The organism is Lysinibacillus sp. G4S2, from assembly GCF_030348505.1.
GTDB lineage: Bacteria > Bacillota > Bacilli > Bacillales_A > Planococcaceae > Lysinibacillus.
On record NZ_JAUCFJ010000002.1, the window covers coordinates 2481285 to 2500312 of the forward strand.

Consider the following 19028-nt stretch of genomic DNA (forward strand, 5'->3'; position numbering starts at 1 on the left):
GATTGGTGAGCCAATACATTAAGAGTTGCTTGATGGTTAGGCCATATAAGATATGGTGTTAATGCTTAAAGCTGTAGGAAGCACTTAGCGATCTACTCCATGCCCATTTTCAAAATTAAAGATGAATGGCTAATGGTTTTAAAATAGGCAAGGTAAAGCTGCAGTTAATGAATGGTACAAACGTTGAAATAAATATGTACAAAAATGCTTGTTTAACTAAGTACATTTTTGATTTCCTCTGTATATTACAACTTTAAGGGGGTAGCGAGCATGAAAGCTTGACCAGTTAGCCATTGATGTTATTCAGAAAAAGGCCAGGGTTTGAATTTTTGCTATAATAATTGTATTATAATAATTTGTAATTTTAAGTTTCCTTATTTAGGATAAAAGAGGAGGATAATAAGTTCAAATATGGATTAGTTACATAAAAGTGGCTCATCACCATAAGTTGTGGATGACATTTTTAAAAATATATGCACTGTATATTAGTTGATTGGAGTGGAGACTGGGCGACTCCTAGGGGATTAGCGTCACAGATGAGACCCTGGAGCGAGCAACGCGAGTGAAGCGGCTCATCGGACGCCCCCTGGAAAGCGCCCAGTCGGAACGGAAATCAACCACACGTATTTGGTGAAGAGCCTTAAAAGTGTAGAGGGAGGAATTAATTATGAAAGAAGCTAAAGACTTTGTATTTTTCTGGGGAAAGCAAGATGTATTTTCTAACTTTTATTACTCACCATTTAAGCATCAAGGACAACTTTTTAAATGGAGTGAACAAGCTGTAATGTATCGTAAAGCTAAATTGTTCGGTGCTGATAAAATCGCACTACAAATTATAAGAGCGCAAACACCGGACGAATGTAAGAAGCTTGGACGCAGCAGACAAATTCCATTTGATAATAAAGTTTGGGAAGAAAATCGAGAAAAAGTATATTATGAAGTACTAGTTGACAAATTCTCAAATCCAAATTTAAAATCAATACTTACAAATACAGGTAGTAAAACGTTAGTAGAAGCTAGCCCATTCGATAAAATATGGGGAATAGGTATCGACTGTAATCATCCAGATGCAACAAATCCATCTAAATGGAGGGGATTAAATTTGCTAGGTAAAGTTCTTGAAAAAGTTAGAAAGACTATAATTGAAACGGAATAAACTTTAAGTATAAAGAAGTCTACAAAAATCAAAGAAGTTTAAATATTCGTTTAATGGCTCGCTGTTAAATCGATATTCGAAAAGAGAAGAAGATATTTACTGTTTGCAATAGATGATTACATTGGATCAGTCAGAGATTGCTTAGTGTTTGAACAGATAAACACCCAAAAGAAATCATTGAGTGTAAAAAAGGTTATAGACAGAATGTGTCCTTTAACAAATATAAAGGAGTATAATTTTAATGAAGAATAATTTGTTTGGGTGTTTTTTTCTTATTGCAACTCTCTTTATTGAAATTTTATTTTTAAGTATACTAGCTTCAAGTCAAGGAAACCCAATCGTATATCTTGTTATGACTGTCTTAGTGACTATTATTGTTTTAATATTAATAAAACTAAAAAAGAGTGGTATTGCACTATTGCTTGCTTTATTGTTTATAATGTCACTTCCTTTTCCAGTTTTTCTAAAACATAAGGAAGAGATGAAACTAAAGCATGAAGAAAAGTATAACCAAACAGAAACTGTAGACACACATAACACAGATATAAAATAAAGATTAAAACACGCTCAAAAAAATTCATAAAATCCCATATTCATTGGGATGGCCCAGGTAAAGAAACCAAGTAGGGCAATCGGGCCAAGTAAGAAATTATAAACCTTGGTTGGCAAGATTTTCCCGAATAAGCTTTAAAAATCGCTATACATACTACCATAACACAGGTTCTTTTGGGAAATTAGATTAATTATAAAACCTTAAAGCGAGTACAAGTTGCAAAAAAGCACAGTACTCGTTTTCTCTTTTGATCGTTAGCTAGCTACATAAAATGTCTAAACTAATAAAGCAAGGCACTCATGAAAAAAGTAAGTACCTGATGAAAATCCCATTTTTCAGTCGAAAGGTTGATGTGGAAGGGTATAACTTTTAATATGATAATTTGTAAATACATGGTGAAAAGGAAAGTGTTACATATGCGAATAAAGTCCATTTCTTTACAAACTGATCATTTAAAAGCTTTGAAAGAATTTTATATTAATCAATTAGGGTTTCAATTGATAACTGAAAATGAAGAAACCTTTCAAATTCAAACCGGTACTAGTATTTTAGAGTTTACCGATAGAGATACAGAAAGAAACCCCTTTTATCATTTTGCCTTTAATATTCCAGCGAACCAATTTAGAGAAGCGAAATCTTGGTTGAAGAACAAAGTCACGCTTTTAACAGAAGATGGAGAGGATGAGGCAAATTTTTCACATCTGCCAGCACATGCAGTTTACTTTGAGGATCCAGCGGGTAATATTGTTGAATTTATAGCTCGTTATGGTATAAACGAGGAAAGTTCAGAGCCTTTTACTATTAATAGTATTTTAAACATTAGTGAAATTGGTCTTATAGTTGATGATGTGTTAAAGGCTGGAGAAGAATTAAGTAAAGCTCATATATTCGAAAGAGATAACCAACCATTAAATGGTGAATTCTTAAATTTTATGGGAATAAGAGAATTAGGAGTTTTTATAATCCTCGCACATCCCGGAAGAAGATGGATTTTTTCAGACAGATTTTCTACCATTTTTCCTCTCAAGATTTCAGTCGATAACGGAAGAACAATAGTTGTCAATGATAAAGGTAATTTTATGATTAAAGAATGATTTTTTAATTTTTGGTTTCAGCCAATCGAAAATAAAATACGTCTTTGAAGCGGAAATTAAAAAACGGGGGAAGAATAAATTAAAGAATTGTTGGCACTAATCGAATAATTTCATCAATTTACAATGTCCTCATTTTGTATAAACATGTTGAAAAAAGAACATCTGTTTGGTAATATGAGAGTAAATAGTAAATGGGGGGAATATGATGAGTAATTGTAATCTTATACTTCGGAATGTAGTTGAAGATGATCTTCCTGTTTTTTTCAAGCATCAACAAAACCTTGAAGCAAACTATTTGGCTGCCTTTACTAGCAAGGACCCCAGCGATTGGGATAGCTTCATTTTACACTGGAACAAAATTCTTACAAATAAAGATATTATTAAGCAAACGATTATAGTCGAAAATAACGTAGTTGGACATGTTCTATGCTTTGAGCAGTTCGGAGAATCAGAAGTTAGCTACTGGATTGGAAATGAATATTGGGGAAAAGGGATCGCAACCAAAGCTTTACAGGAATTTCTAAAACATGTTACAAACCGTCCCCTTTATGCTCGTGCTGCTAAAGACAATATAGGGTCTCTAAAAGTTTTACAGAGATGTGGATTCACGATTACAGGCGAAGACATCGGTTTTTCCAATGCACGCAATAAAGACGTACAGGAGTTTATACTCACCCTCAATTAAAAATGAAAGTATGTTACTTTTTATTTAATAGGGGTATACGACGGTTACTAAAGAGAATTGGGATGAAGAAGTAGCGAAAAGGCTGCTTCTTTTTAGTTCGTGGATAATTTTTTATATTTTTCAGAAAAGTCTTGACACTATTTTCGCATATATTTATATTATATATAACCGAACAGTTATGTATGAAGTGAGGGATGATCATGCCAAATGTTTATCGAGCATTAGGGGATTCAACGCGACGCCATATTTTAAGTATGCTTAAACAAGGAAGTAAAACTCAAAAGGAGATAGTTGAAGCATTTGATATCTCTCAACCAGCAATTAAGAAGCATTTGAATATTTTATTGGAGGAAGGAATTATTTCAGAGAGCTTGAATGGGAAATATCGTATCTATTCAATAAATCTCGACACACTCCAAATTGCCTATCATGAAATGCTTCAAAACATCGGAGAACTACTTGATGATCAACTCATAAGTCTAAAAAATTATGTTGAAAAAGGAGAGTTTCGAGATGAAGAAAAATGAAAATTCTGTAAAGAGAGAAATTGTTGTTAACGCACCTTTGAATAAAGTTTGGGATGCATTGACTAAGCCTGAGCATTTAAACCTTTGGTATACAAAAAATGCTAACATAGAATTTCGTATAGGCGGAAGAGGTTATATGAATCATGGCTGGGGGGCAACATCTGAGGGTATATTCACAGAAATAGATACAATGAAACGCTTTGTACTTCAGAGCATTGATGGGGATTTTACTACTATTACATCTTTGGAAGAAATTGGGGATGGTATTAAAGTGAGTATTGAATATCAGGCTTCTTTTATTGGTGAAATGAATCAATCTACAAAGGAAAATATGTTATTTGGTACAAGTCAATTTTTAGAAAATCTAAAGAGCGTTTATGAAACTGGTACTGATAATCGTTCAAAGTTTTGGAAAGCATGGATTGGTATTGCACACACAACAAACAAGGGTGAGAGAGGGACAAGGGTTTTACAGGTGAAGGAAGGATCGGTAGCTGCAGCTGCTGGAATTAAACCTGAAGATATTATACTAGAAATAGATGGCGAAGCAATCGAAGGATATGAATCTTTCGAAAGAACATTGAATAATAAAAATGTTAATGGCAATGTTACGTTAACGATAGAAAGTAAAAATGAAAAATCACAGGTAAACTGTCTTGTAGATGCTTATCCTGTCCCTTATTAAATATTTAATTAAAATACGGGAATAGTAATTGCTTTCTTGGGTTCTTTTTTGAACGGCTAAAATAACTTTTGATATTATGGTTATAGGGGAAAAACAGAACAAGACGGTATCGAGGCAAACATTACTATAGGCTGTTGGTGGCGTAGGTGATCTAATTATACAGGAGGCAATTAGACGTTCAAAACCTAGTCGACAAGGTTACTGGTGATAGTGAGGTATAAGTGTATAGCTGGATGCGGGGCGGACGCTCAAAACATTGGATAGGTTAAATTATGGGGTTAAGTCATACACATATTCAAAATATTAAAGATAATATCGTTGAGCAGATGATGGGGTAAGTGATAAGGGGCTAAATTGCCCCTTTTTATACATCGACGGTTTCGATATAAAACTCAGTTATCTCAGTTTTTTCAGCATTTGTTTTAGCTTCGCAAAAAAGTATTATTGGACTTTCTACACCGTCAAACCATAAATATACTTCTGTACTAAAACCGCTATTATCATTATATTTGTATACATTTATGTCCATTTCTTCATCGCTAGGTGGTAAAGTAAGAGTACCTTGCATTTGAAAAACTTCTTTTAAAAACTCCTCATTTTCATCGTTAATTTTATTCTCTTCTTTAAGTTTATCGTAACGAAGGTTTACTAGATCAACGAGTGTTTCTTTAGTTAAATGCATTACTTTTTCTTCTAAAGTCATTAATAATTGTCTCCTAAACTATGAAATATTTAATATCATATTATCATTAATGAGCTACATATTACTACAGTTGCCATACTTCCACAGGGAGTAAGAGATGTTAATTGAAAGGGAGGTCGGACAGGTGAGGTTTAAGTCATTTATAGCAAGATTAAAATTAATGTCTACGGAGGAATGTAGAATGATAGAAGATTATACAATTTTAATTATGAGTGGATTAGCAACTATTAGCCGAGTACCAGCACGACATAAAGATGTAGACTTAGCAACGTTGGGGCTAGACTCTTTTAATTCCTCTGATTCTAAAAAAAATTGTTCCACATCTTGGCCATATACTTGTTCTAATGTCATTTTCTTTTTTTTGAAAATGATTTAATCATTATCATTCTTAATAATTTCCCACATCTTCCGTAACTTCTGTAAATCTTCTTCACGGCTCTTTGATAATTCCTTCTAGCATTTTTAGGGGAGGGCTGCTAGAAAAAGCCTGGAACTCAGCTCCGTATTTTTCAGGTCGTAGAGGAGAGTTCGGCTATTTGATTTATCTTAAAAAAATTTCTCTGTGTCTTCAATTTTAGAAATAAGGTTAGGTATGTCTCTAAATGATAGGTTGTTTAGACAACTTTTCAAAAAGTACGTAGTCTCATTATTTCTTTTATTTAATCTGGAACCTAATCGTGCGTTAATAAAACCAGTCTCTTTAAGAATAGGGTTTTCATCCAAAAATTTTTCTATTTCGTTTGATTTAACCGTATATAGTTTTATATCTTCCATTTGATTAACATACTGACCAATTAAATACCCAACTATAGTTGTACCCTGTGTTATAACGGATGAAATAAAGAAATCACTTAATGGATTACCTTTTTCAACTGAGTATTCTTCTGATGTTAGATTTAATAATTTTATGTAAGAATCTGGATTGGGCAGTACGATTGTTACTCCCTCGAACTCTTCAAACTTCCCTAGTGAATCAATTTCGTCCTGAGTATAGTAAATCTTTTTATCATCTTTTGTAATACCTTCTACTCTAGTAGCAGAAACTTCAGGAGGTCGTAATGTATCAATATTAAATTTTTCACTAATTACTTCAGATATTGCCTCTTGAATACTTTTAACTATTAAAGGTCGGGAGGTGTTGTCCTTTAATAGCACCATTATTGAGGGAGGATTTTATTTATATTGTTAGAAATGATGAATTTGTAATAAACGGAAATAGAGCATTTTGTAAAATACATCCTCAAGAAGAATTATTTCATAGACAATTTGACATAGAAAATCAAGATAAAGCATTTCAATTGTACCGAGAAGAATATGATATAATTTCACCCGATGAAATCAAAAAATTACGTGATAAATATAATTTAAATCAACGTGAATTTTCTCAATTACTTGGATTTGGAGAAATAACAATTTCAAGATATGAACGTGGTTCTCTACCTACATTAGCACAAAACCAAATAATAAAAGATAGTACTGATCCAAATACAATGTTAAAATTATTGGAAAAAAATTCAGAAAAAATTAGTGAAACAAAATCAAACGAATTAAAAATAATCTTAGAAAATTTGTTACAAGAGAACAAATATGAAGAAAGAATAATAAGTACTATTAGAGATATTTTTCACCATGATCCAGATATATATAGTGGGAACAAATCATTTGATTTTAATAAATTTTCTAACATGGTTTGGTTTTTTTCTAAAAAAGATAGACCGTATTTAACTAAATTGAATAAATTAATGTTTTATGCAGATTATTATTTCTTTAAAAAATATAGTGAATCTATAAGTGGAGGAAAGTATATAAGGGATTATTATGGTCCAGTACCTGAGAAATTTCAAACTCTTTATGATAACGTAAAAGACATAGAAATAGTTGAAAACGAACATGGATCTTATATAAATCCTATTAGCGATAAATCCGAAAAAGAAATATTTAATGATCAAGAACTAGAGATTTTGAATTTTGTTTATAAAAAATTTAAAAACATGTATGCAAATGAAATAAAAGATTTTTCGCATGAAGAAAAATGTTGGATTGAAATATCAAATAAAAGTTTAATTCCTTACTCTTATGCTGAAGATTTAGATATGAATAGAAATATAATATAACAGGTGTGTTGATTATCCATTTTTATACACCCCAAGAGGCTGATTTCCGCTACGGGCTACTCGCTTTCCTGCGGGCGAGCGTCGAGCAGCTTCCTCCGCTACGCTCCGTGAAGGTTCTCGCCTGTCTCGCTTTCGCGCGGGAGTCGAGTAGCCCTACGCTACAATCAGTTAAAATGGAAATTTATTGGCAAAACAGTGACGAAAAAACCTTTTATCGTTCAATAATAAACCTATTTTTTCCTAATCAACACGCCTAATAATTTATTAAGTCACGATATAAATATCGTGACTTTTTTTGAGTGCGCCCGGCATGCGCAACAACTTGGTGGTGAAAGTCCACTACAGACTTGGCAGTAGGAACTGTTAGCGAAAGACAAGGGTGTCCATAGTGACATGGAATCTGAAGGAAGTCGGACGCAAAATCTCGAACTGACGAACAGAAATCAGATACAAGGCTGAATTGGGACGGATGAGCTTGCTAAACAAAGTAAAGTCCAATACTGCCCGAATCCCATCCAGTAAATCTGGCAGTTACATGAGAGGAAAGTGGTTGTGATTACCCGGGAGGTCCCTTGAGGGTTATTGAATTAACAATCGCATTAGTGATAATCGGATGAATCAAGAGAAGTCAGCAGAGGTCATAGTAGCTTTCTAATAACCTTCTTCGTAACGCCAAGATTATAAAAGGATTCGGCTTTTCGACAAGCTATTTATTTCAACTTGTCTTTTGCCTCGTATTCCAGCACAAAAGCTGGTTTACCTTGCTTCAAAGTAAAAAAAGTGACCAATATCCAGGAAATGATACGGTTTATCGTTTCCTAAACTATTCGAAATTTGCATGGCGTCGATTTCTCACTCTATTCAGTGCACATACAATTCAAAAAGTGAGTGTGCTTACCAACGCAGACCGACCAAAGGTACTCATTGTAGATGACTCCATGTATGACCGTAATCGTAGTAAAAAGGTAGAACTACTAGCGCGTTGTCGAGACCATTAATCAACTGGTAAACGTTTCTATAAAGGCTTTCGGATGCTTACATTGGGCTGGTCAGATGGTGCCACATTTATGCCAGTTGTCGGGGCAGGGTTTTCTTTATAATGTGAATCGATCAGATTTTCAATTTCTTCTAAAGTGACAATCTGATGTGATTTCAATTCATTAAACTTGAAATTTAATTCATCAACAGAATTTTAGCAGATGCACTTTCAGTATAAAGCGTAAATGAAACAATTAAAGTTAATAAAAATAATAATTTTTTTGCAACTTTCATTAATATAATCTCCTTTTTCAATTATTTAAAAATATCTTGAAATGCTATTATAATCAGAATAAAACAAATGATTATAATAAATGAGAGAATAATTAGATTATATTTTTTAAAATATAATCGCAAGCTAATCAAAAATAAACTAAGAGAAAGTAAAATCAAAAAATATGGGAATACTAATATATTGTCACTAAGTAACATATATAAACCGAGTAAAACCAAAATAATAGTGGATGGTATTTGTAATTTTTTTATTTTTTCCTCAGTCATAAAACGTTGACACCTCCTACAAATCATCCGATTAATTACCGTTATAACATATTTTTGGTAAATTTTGAAATTGAATATCGATATTAATGATTAATTTATTTCAATTCAATTTACTTTATTTAACTATAGTGACAGTACCTAGAGTATAAAGACTGGGCTTTTTTTATTCCCATTAATTTATACTTGTCAAAACACAATCATCTGCTCCGATGTGATAACTTTAATCTATTAATTTAGTAACTGTTAAATTCTTAGTATGGATTAAAACCCATTTTTTAGGTGTGTAACGAGCATCGACCAAACGACCCACCGTTACACAAAAAAGTCACCAAAATCACGAAAAAGTCACATTTCCCTCGAAAACGCATGAAATCAGGCAAAAGGCAAGTCTTTGTACATTCGTGAATAACCTTGATATAATAACATTTGCGAATACATATGAAAGAGGGTAAAAGCATGAACGCTTACGATGAATATATGAAGCAGGTAGTGAAGCCGATGCGTGAGGAGTTAGTGGAGGCTGGTTTTACGGAGTTGACGACTGCTGATGCGGTGAATGAATTTATGGCGGGGGCGAAGGGGACTTCGTTGGTTGTGATTAACTCGGTTTGTGGTTGTGCGGCTGGGTTGGCGCGTCCGGCTGCTCGTGAGGCAGTGGAGGCGGTTAAGCCTGATCATCTTGTGACTGTTTTTGCGGGTCAGGATCCTGAGGCGACTGTTGCGATGCGTAGCTTTTTTGAGGATGTGCCACCAAGTTCACCATCGATGGCAATTTTAAAGGATGGGGAATTGGCTTACTTCATTCCGCGCGAGCAAATTGAAGGGTTCCCTGTGGAGCAGATTGTTACACATTTAACAGGTGTTTTAGAGCAAACATGCGAGAAGTAATAACCATTGTTACGACAGCGGGCAGACCAGACGATTTATCGTTGGCGCTCGCTGCTTTTGCATGTGAACAATTAGATACTTCGTTTGAGCCAAGGAAAAAGCGTTCTGTTCGGAAAATCTCTCAGGAATTGCATGCGCATGTGATAGTTGCTGGGAAAAATCGTTTTGAATATTATGCCTTTGGTGCAGAAGAGCCTTTTTTCTTCCATCCAAATTCTGCAGCTTTTCGCTTAAAGCGTGTGGCTCGTGGGGAAATGGAGCCTTTTTTAGAAGCGGCACAGCTTGAAAAAGGGGATTCGGTACTTGACTGTACGCTGGGACTTGCTGCGGATGCAATGCTGGCGGCTTATACTGTGGGTGAAGCGGGCCAGGTTGTTGGGCTGGAAGCGAATCCTAATGTGGCATTTATTGTTGAGCAGGGGATGCAATCCTATGATACGACTGAGCTGCCGTTAACGGCATGTATGCGCCAAATTGAAGTGGTGAAGACGGAAGCGGTTAGCTATTTGAAGACTTTACCGGACAATAATTTTGATGTTGTGTATATGGATCCGATGTTTGAAGAGATTATTGAAGAAGCGAATAATTTTGAGGCATTACGTGTAGCTGGGGAACATGTAACATTAACGGATGAGTGGGTACATGAAGCGAAACGGGTGGCGAGAAAACGGGTCGTGTTAAAGGCTCATTTTCGCTCAGAATGGTTTGCCAAATATCATTTTCAACAATATAAAAGAACAACTGCGAAATTTCATTACGGTGTTCTGAATGTGTAGAAATATTTTATTACTGAAAGAGGCTTGTTCATTTTGGACTTGCCTCTATTTTTTTATCTAAAATTCAAAATATGGTAATATGAAACAGTATTATACTGTTGATTTATTGGGATGTTCTATTTTCTAAAAATCAGGAAATGTACTACTAATATAGTAGAAAAATTTTAATTAGGGAAGAAGGGGGTGTCTAGATATGTCATTATCAAAAAAAGAAATAAGAACATCATTTGAACTTGATTTACTAAAAAAAGGCACAGTCAATGGAATTTACGAAACCACCTAGTCCGTGGGAACATGAAACGATTATTCCTGCATCTGGCGTATTTGCGTGTGGATGGGATCAAGATGAAAAAGTTGTTCTGATTAGCGGTTCGGGATACAGTATTACAGAGCCAATTACAGGTTCTCGTCTACATAGAGATTATGATGCTAATATGACTTATGACAGTATTAGTGAAGATAATTTATTTTTTAATATACCTTGTACTAAGGAAAAAATAATGATATTTGGCTTTGAAGCTGGCGATGGTATTCATGTAACAAACGATGGGTGGCAGCTTGAAGTCATTTATCCATGGTGGCCTCGAGCAACTGTTATCATCGAAAATGCTTTTAAAGCAAATCACCAATATTTAGAAGGAGTAACTGCAATTGATTTAGGTCGTTTAGATGCCCCGATTAAATGTGGTTTTTCTCCATCAGGTAATCATTTAATGATTATGGGTTCAGGAGGAGCTTTAATCTATTCTAGAAATGCCTGATGTATCTCTAAAAAAAGGATGTGACAAAGTGATTTTCAACTATTACGAAGAAAATAGCGGTTATGTATCGATTTGGGCTGGTAGATTAAAGAATAAAGAACAGCTTAATAACTATCTTGCGACGGTATACCAGCGTGAGGATGAGGCAGATGAAGAATTCTCCAAAAAGCTAGAGCAACTTTTCCTGCCCGAAAATCAAAACCGAGCGTGTGAAGTTGAATTGAAAGAGCTTTATGATGAATTTTACAATCAATTTGAATATGATTTTGGATTCACCTTTGATGAGGATTTTCGTGAGGCTCTTTATTATGAGTCATTTTCTACTAAACTTGATCAATTACTACATGATGATTTTTCTTATTCAGAACAATTTAAAGGTGAATTTATTTCAAAAGTAGGAAATGAACTATCCAAACCATACAATACGATAATTTTGTTATACGATGTTAATTATGATGGGCAAATTTCAACTGTCACCCATGATACAATCCACATCGATTTTCTTGGTACGATTTTTTGCGAGGAGGATAGGGGATAGCCATGAGAATTCTTTTTTGTAGTGATCCTTTAAACAACCGATCTGTTGATGTTGATTATGAATTAGAAATGAATACAGCGAAATCGCTTGGGTTTAAGGTTGATTTAATTCAACTTGAGGATATATTGGATCATAAAATTCAACAGGCACTGCGTCAAATTGAGCCTTCACATACACTGGAAACGGTCATATACCGTGGCTGGATGTTGAGTCCTGAAAATTATGAGAAGTTATATCAAGGATTGTTAAAGAAAAACTTGAAACTCATTAACAGTCCATCGCATTACGCTACATGTCATTATTTTCCGAACGCCTATCATGTTATTAAAGATTATACACCTAAAAGTAAATGGATTGACATAGAGGCTGTTCATCAAGATTACAATACAATCTACGAGGTTGTTGCTGAATTTCATCATCAACCGATCCTAATTAAGGACTATGTGAAATCAAGAAAGCATGAGTGGGAAGATGCGTGTTTTATTCCTGATGCGTCTGATAAAAAACAGCTTGATTTTGTTGTTAAAAATTTTATTGAGAGACAAGGGCAGGATCTCAATGGTGGGCTTGTCTTTCGAGAATTTATTCCATTAGAGAAGGTGGCTGAACACCCTAAGAGTGGTATGCCGTTGTCGAGAGAATATAGATTGATGTTTTACAATCGTCAACTATTACAATTGTTGGATTACTGGGAAGAGGTTACATATGATAATGAACCACCCAGTTTGGACGGATTTATTACGTTAGCTAGTCAGCTAAACAGTAACTTTTTCTCCATCGATATAGGGAAAACCGTTGATGGTAGATGGATAATTATTGAGGTTGGGGATGGGCAAGTGTCAGGGTTGCCTGAAAATGTTGTTGAGGTGGAAAAATTTTATAAATCTTTGAGCAATGAAAATTAAAATTTTAGGGGGATATGTATGAGCCAATTATATGAGGAAATCGAGCTGTTTTTGAAAAATCCATCTGTGGAAGAAGAAAGTTTTTGGGAGAGCGAAGTATTGGTTTGGGTTGATTGGAAAGATTTTGATGATTCTATTGTTGAATATTTTAACAATTTCTTACTTGAAGAAGATCTTATAGAATTTGAGATTATTGAAAATGATCAGCCAAGGGGCGTTGATATTTTTTTGATAAAAGATGAGGTAAAGAAAGCGATCCCGTATGATGAAGAAAGGACGGATAGGGACACAACCTTGAAAGCTGTTCAGGACTTTATTGCTCCGAAATATCAAATTCGTTGGTATATGGATTCACTCGGGGGAGATACTTTGGCTTTTTGTCTGCTACCAACTGAAAAGTGGTTGAAGTTAGAGAAAGAATATGGCGCAGAAAAAGTTACCTATTATTTTGCTTCTATAACACAAGATGCGGTGATGTTTGAGATGGATATAGACGAAATGTCTGATTTGTTGGAAAAGAGAAACAGTGGAGTTTAGAATGAAATGCGATATACAGGTGGCTTAGGCAAAGGTACAACAGTATACGACTGTGAGAACTTTTGTGGTGTGCGCAACATGGGTATCATATTGAATGTTCAAATTTTATACATTGGTAATCTGAAATGAAAGCTTTACTTTTTAAATACATTGTAGTATAATATGTATCGTGCTATTTTAGGTGGCATGTTTCCGTAATCTGGCATTCTGCTTTCTGTTTTTGAGGATACTTATTCACACTGGCGCATGCTTTGGGGCTGCAAGGACGCAAAAGAAGGTTGGGTTTGCGTTGCTTAAGTTAGAAAGCACACAGTGGAATTTTACCGCGGTGATGAAACATATTCTGTTTCAAGATAACATTCCCCAGATGATTGGGTTGAGACTTTACAATTTACGAAAAATGTTACCTATTAAATACTAAAGGGGTGGCTTCGCAAATGCGAGGCTGCCCCTTGTCTAATTTTTCGGGGAGTTTCGCTGAAATGAAAGATAAAATTAGCGAAGTGACGGTTAAAAGGGCTAAAATTACGATATAATCATCAAGAGACATAGATAAGAGCATTCAGTCAGTAGACAGATTTTGTCTACTGTTTTTTGTAAGCTGTCGTATTTAATGTAGTTCTTTTTTACCTGTTTATCGGATGAGCGTTCCGATATATTTGAACATATACGGAAAAATTACTATACTTTGAAACATACGATTCGTTTATAATTACCTTAAGAAATCAAGAACAAGTATTGCAATATGTCGAGAAAATTTTAGGACCGTTAGATATTTCAGACGCTAGAAGTATATTTTTTTCAAAATGGTAATACGTCAAAAAGGGTAAGCTTTTATTTAGAATAAAGAGACTGAAAATTCTTATAAATTTTAAGAGGGTAGGAAAATACTGCTACTATTATAGAAAGTTGTAAAGCTGATAAAAGGGAAAAAGATTGTGGAGGTGTAAATATGACATTAAAACAAACATTAACGATTTTAGATGTATTAGATCAGCATTTGAATAAATTATACGGTTCCATGTCATATCTTCAAACTTTAGGAGTGACTACAAATGAATAAAGTCGGTATATTAACAATCGGAGAATCGCCTCGTTCAGACATTACACCAACATTTAAAGAAATGTTTAAAGGAAATATTAAAATTGTGGAAAGGGGAGCATTAGATTCCTTAGACGAAGCGCAATTACTAAAAGTTATTCCGAAAAAAGAAAAGAATATCTATGTTTCGCGATTGCGTGATGGCAGATCGATAAGAATAAGTAGAAGAAAATTATTACCGTTATTACAAGATGAATTATCAAAGTTAGAACAAGAAGTTGATTGCGTCGTTATACTATGTACAGATGATTTTCCAACTTTAAAAAGTAGTAAGCCTATTTTTTATCCAAATCGAATAGTAACACAAGTTCTTGCTGCAATGGTCAAACATCAGAAGATAGGGTTAATCGTCCCGTTAGAAGAACAGCGGGAAGCGATGCTGGAAAAATGGAAGGATATTACGGATGATATAACTATTACTGTTGCCTCACCATATGATTATGGCAACTTTAAAGCAGCCGCTCAATACCTTAAAGATTACCGGGTCGATCTAATTATTTTAGATTGTATGGGATATAATGAAGGACATAAGCAATTAGTAAAAAAAGAGAGTGGTATTTTAACAATTTTGCCATGTACTTTAGTAGCAAGAATTCTGAGTGAATACTTATGAATCATTATAGCAATAAAGAAAAGTCCATGAGCTATGTAAAGTTCGCGGACTTTTCTTAATAAAATAAATAAAATAAATTAGTCTGTGAAGCATTAATTATATCAGCATAAATATTAATCCACCTAAAAAGCAACACCAGAATCAATTGCTAGTATCCAAGAGTTAGCTCAAGAAGTAAAGAGACAGAGGGAACTTTTGTTTGAGGTTTAAAGTAAAGCTGTCGAGCGTTTAAATTGTAAGTCGATTAAATCATAAAGCGCATAGAGAGGATATATTGTGCGAAGATAAGAAAGGGGTTAATCCCTGAATCATTGTTTAATGACTTTTAGGATAACCCCGAATTTTTCCTGGTTAATGTTGCGGAAGATAGTCTTGGCCGTTTATCGTCACTTTAGAAGCGGAGATAAGGATTTCTTTATTTGCTATAAAATATGGGTTTAAGATATTGTAAAGTGCTTCCCATTTTTCTTTACTTTTTTCTTGTTCTTCTTTTTCATCGAGAGCTAAGATTTCTTCATAAAGCTGTTTTAATTGCTTGCTATCTGCTTCACTCACTTCGAATTCAAAGTCAGCCATGTATTCTTCAAATGTTTGAGGCTTTTCGAACTGATTTAAGAGTCCATAGAATTCTTCGTGTAGTTTATCATACAACTCATTATTTTCATCTTTTAATGCTTTTTGTAAATCCCCATGAAGAGTTTTTAGTTTGGCTAAAGTTTCAGCGGGGATATCTATTAATTCCGTGAATTCCCTATAGCTATCCATAAATTCTTCAAATGTTTCTGGTGTATTTAGCTCGTCTAAATATGGTCCAAGGATTTTATAAAACTCTTTATATTTATCATTAGCCTTTTCTTCCTCGTCACTTTTCTCAAGCTTTATCCATTCTTCGTAGATAGCTTTAAGTTGAGTGTTATCGTTTTCTTTAATAACTATATTTGCCTCATTAAATCCAAAATCTTTCATATACTCTTCAAATGACTGTGGCTGCCAATTAGCTATTATATATGGCTTTCTGATTTTATCCATTTCTTTGTAAATTTTTTCGATTTCTTCATATTTCTTTTCAATCTCTTCTTCAGTCGCTTCTTTTTCTATTTCAGCCGACACTTCTTTTCTTAGCTTTTTGATTTCATTAAACATTTTTTCTAATTTTGTTAAATCTTCTTGTGTTACCTCTTTAGGTAAACCTTTTTTATATACGTCAAACGTGTAGAAGTCTGAATAATCTTCTGCTAAGCTACCTTCTACAGAAATTTCCTGTCCTTCTACTAAGTTCATTTTTTCTAATTGCTCATCTGAAAATTTAATTAAACTGATGAAGTAATTTTTACCATCAATTCCCTTAAGGATCATTCCATCGCTCTCGCTGTAGACTTTTTTAATAGTACCTGTAATTTTTTGTTCTAGTTGAACAGTAATACTGCTGCTTTCTGATGTTTCTACTGATGCAGCTCCTGCTTGAAGTGGTGTTAGCACAGCCATTCCTATTGTAAGTGCTGAAGCAATCATCCAAGTTTTTTTAATTGGTTTTTTCATAATTAGTTCTCCTCGTATTTTAGAAATTAGGTGTTACCAATAACTGGACGATTTACCATATGGGGAAGTTCCTTGTTTTTTAAAAAAAATTATAATGGAGAAATAATGAAAGACCACTCTGTGAAATTGACATATGAAATAGCACGCGTGTTGATTATCCGATTTCTTCCAATGAAAATTATACAAAAAGAGAGATTCTCATGTAAAATGTAAGTTACCACACAAACAATTACGAAATGAGGAATCTCTCTTGAACAAGAATAACACGATTTTTACGCTCATTCAAAACTTTCTTTCAGAGGCAGAATGGCAATCAATCTTAAGCGAATTCGGTTATGTAGAAACAGCACGAAAATGTACGGTTCCCACGCTCATTTCGTATTTAATTGGTGCTGCCACGAACGAGTGGAAAAGTTTACGCCACGCAGCGGATGTGGGTCCAAGTAACGGTCTTGTTTCGGTGAATCATTCATCGCTTTCTAAACATTTAAAGGCACTTGATTATGGCATCATCAAACGAATTTTTGAAGTGATTGTCGGGAAGCTCAACCGTGCAGCTCGTCGTAAATTGAAATTGCCGAAAAGATTATTAGCCGTTGATTCAACTACCATTACAGTAGGCAAAACAAGATTACCTTGGGCTGTCTATCACGGCGAACGTTCAGGAATCAAATTACATGTTAGTTTTACTAATGAAACTGCGATGCCCTTAAAAGTCGTAGAAACAACCGGTTTAAAACATGATGGTCCCATTGGCGAATTCCTTGAAGATAAAAGGTTTATCCTCGTTTGTGACCGTGCCTACTTTTCTATTGATAAAGTCGATCGCTACCTGAAAGAGCATCAACAGTTTGTGTTACGTTTAAAAGACAATGTGCAATTAAATCGTAAAAAATCGCTCCAAGGTAGTCGTACCAACGATTCCAATGTGACAGCTGATTTTACTTGCACGCTTGGGACACCACAAAAACAAAAAAAAACGCCATCGTGTCGTTCAATTCATGGATCATGAAGATAAAGAAATACGTGTCGTGACAAGTTTAATAGATATCACCGCTGAAGAAATTGCCAACATGTATAAGTCACGTTGGGCGATTGATAGTTTTTTCCGTTGGATTAAACAAAACTTGAACGTACCTGTTCTATTTGGAACAACAAAAAATGCTGTATTCAATCAGCTATTCGCAGCCCTTATTGCCTATGTTTGTTTGAAATTTCTTCATACACAAGGGATTAAGAAAAATAATATCAAACCCTTATCATTCGTAGGTTTTACACGGATGTTTCTTTGTGCTGCCCTGCCAATAGAATGGCGAATCAGGGTGAAAGAAATCCTGGTGTTTCATTGGAACATAAATCTTTCAACGACTGTATAATTTTGGTTAATCAACACGTGTGATGGAAAAACACTCTACTTTGGTTGGATTTTTAACATTCGTTGGTAGAATATAAGATTACTGGTATATAATACTGAGATATTATGTTTTTAAAATTGAGTAGGAGGAGAATAATGAAAAAATTATTTATTGTGTTACTAGCAGCATTTGTATTTGCGGTAATAAATCCAACAAAATCAGAGGCTGTCAGGTATGATGGAGCAGAAGTATTTAAAGACCAAACGGGGAAAATGACTTTTACAAAAGATATTAAGATTTATAAGAAAAATGAGGATGGTACATTTGATTCATTAGTGGTGAAACGCAATAATTATTTTAAAACGTATGAAATTGAAAAATATGATGGCAAAACATTTTATCAAATGGGGCCATATCGTGTACAAGCAACAAATCTAGTAGTTTTTAAAGAGATACCGATGAAAATTCGCGCATCTTTCTATCCAAATGTAACGTATATTAATATCAACCGTAATAGCGGCGAATATGGCAAACTCTTTACGGAATGGCGTGATACTTCCATCACGGATATGAATGGTGATCAAATGTTGAGTTATTGTAGGGACACAGGAAATGGGTTAAAGTGCGAAAAGCATTATCCTGGTTCAGATATGAAAGTAGCCGATACAAAATTTAGAAAAACCGGTGTACGTTATGAAGTAACGGAAGACTCTGAAGCGAAAACTTATCCATTAGTAGGTTCTAAAACGGAAAAAGCGATGCCGAAAGGAAGTATGGTTTATTCAGTGAGTGATTCCATTAATGCGTATTTATGTGTAAAGGAAGACTTAGAAGCTAATGATGAACAATGTACTTGGCTTCCAGTAGGTATTTTAAAGCCAATCTACTAAAGCCAGTTGAAGATGTGATAGATTATGAATTATTTAGCTCTCTAATTTATTTGATAGGGGGCTATTTT

19 protein-coding genes and 2 pseudogenes are annotated in these 19028 nt (G+C 34.3%); 18 read left to right on the forward strand and 3 right to left on the reverse strand.

Annotated features, from left to right (window positions below; all coding sequences use genetic code 11):
• Positions 1 to 667 precede the first annotated feature (667 nt).
• The 6 genes from QUF91_RS12705 (at position 668) to QUF91_RS12730 (ending at position 4700) form a co-directional block, all read left to right on the forward strand.
• Entirely contained in the window at positions 668 to 1156 is a 489-nt protein-coding gene (locus tag QUF91_RS12705) for a riboflavin biosynthesis intermediates N-glycosidase (RefSeq protein ID WP_289418007.1), read from the forward strand.
• 241 nt (positions 1157 to 1397) lie between these two features.
• Positions 1398 to 1709 (forward strand): hypothetical protein, encoded by a 312-nt coding sequence (locus QUF91_RS12710; RefSeq protein WP_285400043.1) that lies wholly within the window; start codon positions 1398 to 1400, stop codon positions 1707 to 1709.
• Positions 1710 to 2125: 416 nt separating this feature from the next.
• Complete coding sequence (locus QUF91_RS12715) at positions 2126 to 2803, forward strand: VOC family protein (protein WP_289418008.1); 678 nt, start codon at positions 2126 to 2128, stop codon at positions 2801 to 2803.
• Between the two features lie 205 nt (positions 2804 to 3008).
• Positions 3009 to 3488: a GNAT family N-acetyltransferase gene (locus QUF91_RS12720; protein WP_289418009.1), complete on the forward strand. Its 480-nt coding sequence runs from the start codon at positions 3009 to 3011 to the stop codon at positions 3486 to 3488.
• Positions 3489 to 3688: 200 nt separating this feature from the next.
• The gene (locus QUF91_RS12725; RefSeq protein WP_289418010.1) at positions 3689 to 4015 is read left to right on the forward strand and encodes a metalloregulator ArsR/SmtB family transcription factor; all 327 of its coding nucleotides are present in this window, start codon (positions 3689 to 3691) and stop codon (positions 4013 to 4015) included.
• Positions 4002 to 4700: an SRPBCC domain-containing protein gene (locus tag QUF91_RS12730; protein ID WP_289418011.1), complete on the forward strand. Its 699-nt coding sequence runs from the start codon at positions 4002 to 4004 to the stop codon at positions 4698 to 4700. The genes QUF91_RS12725 and QUF91_RS12730 overlap by 14 nt, the downstream gene beginning before the upstream one ends.
• 364 nt (positions 4701 to 5064) lie before the next feature.
• On the opposite strand, the gene QUF91_RS12735 is transcribed toward QUF91_RS12730, so the two are convergent.
• The gene (locus QUF91_RS12735; protein ID WP_289418012.1) at positions 5065 to 5403 is read right to left on the reverse strand and encodes a DUF7668 domain-containing protein; all 339 of its coding nucleotides are present in this window, start codon (positions 5401 to 5403) and stop codon (positions 5065 to 5067) included.
• 124 nt (positions 5404 to 5527) lie between these two features.
• On the opposite strand from QUF91_RS12735, the gene QUF91_RS12740 reads away from it, so the two are divergent.
• Positions 5528 to 5779 (forward strand): hypothetical protein, encoded by a 252-nt coding sequence (locus QUF91_RS12740; RefSeq protein ID WP_289418013.1) that lies wholly within the window; start codon positions 5528 to 5530, stop codon positions 5777 to 5779.
• A gap of 170 nt (positions 5780 to 5949) precedes the next feature.
• Here QUF91_RS12740 and QUF91_RS12745 read toward each other — a convergent pair whose 3' ends face one another.
• On the reverse strand, positions 5950 to 6561 hold the full coding sequence (locus QUF91_RS12745; protein WP_285400033.1) for a hypothetical protein: 612 nt from the start codon (positions 6559 to 6561) through the stop codon (positions 5950 to 5952).
• Positions 6562 to 6563: 2 nt separating this feature from the next.
• Between QUF91_RS12745 and QUF91_RS12750 the strand changes: the two genes are divergently transcribed.
• From QUF91_RS12750 to QUF91_RS12790, 9 genes and pseudogenes are all read left to right on the forward strand, one after another.
• Positions 6564 to 7517 carry a type II TA system antitoxin MqsA family protein gene (locus QUF91_RS12750; protein ID WP_289418014.1) on the forward strand — a complete coding sequence of 318 codons (954 nt, stop codon included), beginning with the start codon at positions 6564 to 6566 and terminating at the stop codon, positions 7515 to 7517.
• Positions 7518 to 8179: 662 nt separating this feature from the next.
• Positions 8180 to 8593: pseudogene (locus QUF91_RS28310) on the forward strand (transposase); the annotation flags it as partial.
• Positions 8594 to 9512: 919 nt separating this feature from the next.
• Entirely contained in the window at positions 9513 to 9944 is a 432-nt protein-coding gene (locus QUF91_RS12760) for a BrxA/BrxB family bacilliredoxin (RefSeq protein ID WP_285399621.1), read from the forward strand.
• On the forward strand, positions 9932 to 10720 hold the full coding sequence (locus QUF91_RS12765; RefSeq protein WP_289418015.1) for a class I SAM-dependent methyltransferase: 789 nt from the start codon (positions 9932 to 9934) through the stop codon (positions 10718 to 10720). Before QUF91_RS12760 ends, QUF91_RS12765 begins: the two co-directional genes overlap by 13 nt.
• Before the next feature lie 260 nt (positions 10721 to 10980).
• Positions 10981 to 11481, forward strand: a complete 501-nt coding sequence (locus tag QUF91_RS12770) for a hypothetical protein (protein ID WP_289418016.1) — start codon at positions 10981 to 10983, stop codon at positions 11479 to 11481.
• Between the two features lie 28 nt (positions 11482 to 11509).
• Entirely contained in the window at positions 11510 to 12019 is a 510-nt protein-coding gene (locus tag QUF91_RS12775; RefSeq protein ID WP_289418017.1) for an immunity 22 family protein, read from the forward strand.
• Between the two features lie 2 nt (positions 12020 to 12021).
• Positions 12022 to 12924: an ATP-grasp domain-containing protein gene (locus QUF91_RS12780; RefSeq protein ID WP_289418018.1), complete on the forward strand. Its 903-nt coding sequence runs from the start codon at positions 12022 to 12024 to the stop codon at positions 12922 to 12924.
• Positions 12925 to 12942: 18 nt separating this feature from the next.
• A complete protein-coding gene (locus QUF91_RS12785) occupies positions 12943 to 13461 on the forward strand; it encodes a hypothetical protein (RefSeq protein ID WP_285399629.1) in 519 nt (172 codons plus the stop codon).
• Between the two features lie 1055 nt (positions 13462 to 14516).
• Positions 14517 to 15176: an AroM family protein gene (locus QUF91_RS12790; RefSeq protein ID WP_285399630.1), complete on the forward strand. Its 660-nt coding sequence runs from the start codon at positions 14517 to 14519 to the stop codon at positions 15174 to 15176.
• Between the two features lie 351 nt (positions 15177 to 15527).
• On the opposite strand, the gene QUF91_RS12795 is transcribed toward QUF91_RS12790, so the two are convergent.
• Positions 15528 to 16715: a hypothetical protein gene (locus QUF91_RS12795; RefSeq protein WP_285399632.1), complete on the reverse strand. Its 1188-nt coding sequence runs from the start codon at positions 16713 to 16715 to the stop codon at positions 15528 to 15530.
• A gap of 250 nt (positions 16716 to 16965) precedes the next feature.
• Between QUF91_RS12795 and QUF91_RS12800 the strand changes: the two are divergent.
• Positions 16966 to 18101, forward strand: a pseudogene (locus tag QUF91_RS12800) (IS4 family transposase).
• 124 nt (positions 18102 to 18225) lie between these two features.
• On the forward strand, positions 18226 to 18960 hold the full coding sequence (locus tag QUF91_RS12810; RefSeq protein ID WP_285400493.1) for a hypothetical protein: 735 nt from the start codon (positions 18226 to 18228) through the stop codon (positions 18958 to 18960).
• Positions 18961 to 19028 lie beyond the last annotated feature (68 nt).

Coding starts and splice junctions, on each gene's coding strand:
- QUF91_RS12810 (WP_285400493.1), top strand. CDS start 18,226: ATGAAAAAATTATTTATTGTGTTACTAGCAGCATTTGTATTTGCGGTA.
- QUF91_RS12710 (WP_285400043.1), top strand. CDS start 1,398: ATGAAGAATAATTTGTTTGGGTGTTTTTTTCTTATTGCAACTCTCTTT.
- QUF91_RS12730 (WP_289418011.1), top strand. CDS start 4,002: ATGAAGAAAAATGAAAATTCTGTAAAGAGAGAAATTGTTGTTAACGCA.
- QUF91_RS12760 (WP_285399621.1), top strand. CDS start 9,513: ATGAACGCTTACGATGAATATATGAAGCAGGTAGTGAAGCCGATGCGT.
- QUF91_RS12735 (WP_289418012.1), bottom strand. CDS start 5,403: ATGACTTTAGAAGAAAAAGTAATGCATTTAACTAAAGAAACACTCGTT.
- QUF91_RS12705 (WP_289418007.1), top strand. CDS start 668: ATGAAAGAAGCTAAAGACTTTGTATTTTTCTGGGGAAAGCAAGATGTA.
- QUF91_RS12745 (WP_285400033.1), bottom strand. CDS start 6,561: ATGGTGCTATTAAAGGACAACACCTCCCGACCTTTAATAGTTAAAAGT.
- QUF91_RS12765 (WP_289418015.1), top strand. CDS start 9,932: ATGCGAGAAGTAATAACCATTGTTACGACAGCGGGCAGACCAGACGAT.
- QUF91_RS12790 (WP_285399630.1), top strand. CDS start 14,517: ATGAATAAAGTCGGTATATTAACAATCGGAGAATCGCCTCGTTCAGAC.
- QUF91_RS12725 (WP_289418010.1), top strand. CDS start 3,689: ATGCCAAATGTTTATCGAGCATTAGGGGATTCAACGCGACGCCATATT.
- QUF91_RS12720 (WP_289418009.1), top strand. CDS start 3,009: ATGAGTAATTGTAATCTTATACTTCGGAATGTAGTTGAAGATGATCTT.
- QUF91_RS12795 (WP_285399632.1), bottom strand. CDS start 16,715: ATGAAAAAACCAATTAAAAAAACTTGGATGATTGCTTCAGCACTTACA.
- QUF91_RS12785 (WP_285399629.1), top strand. CDS start 12,943: ATGAGCCAATTATATGAGGAAATCGAGCTGTTTTTGAAAAATCCATCT.
- QUF91_RS12715 (WP_289418008.1), top strand. CDS start 2,126: ATGCGAATAAAGTCCATTTCTTTACAAACTGATCATTTAAAAGCTTTG.
- QUF91_RS12770 (WP_289418016.1), top strand. CDS start 10,981: ATGGAATTTACGAAACCACCTAGTCCGTGGGAACATGAAACGATTATT.
- QUF91_RS12780 (WP_289418018.1), top strand. CDS start 12,022: ATGAGAATTCTTTTTTGTAGTGATCCTTTAAACAACCGATCTGTTGAT.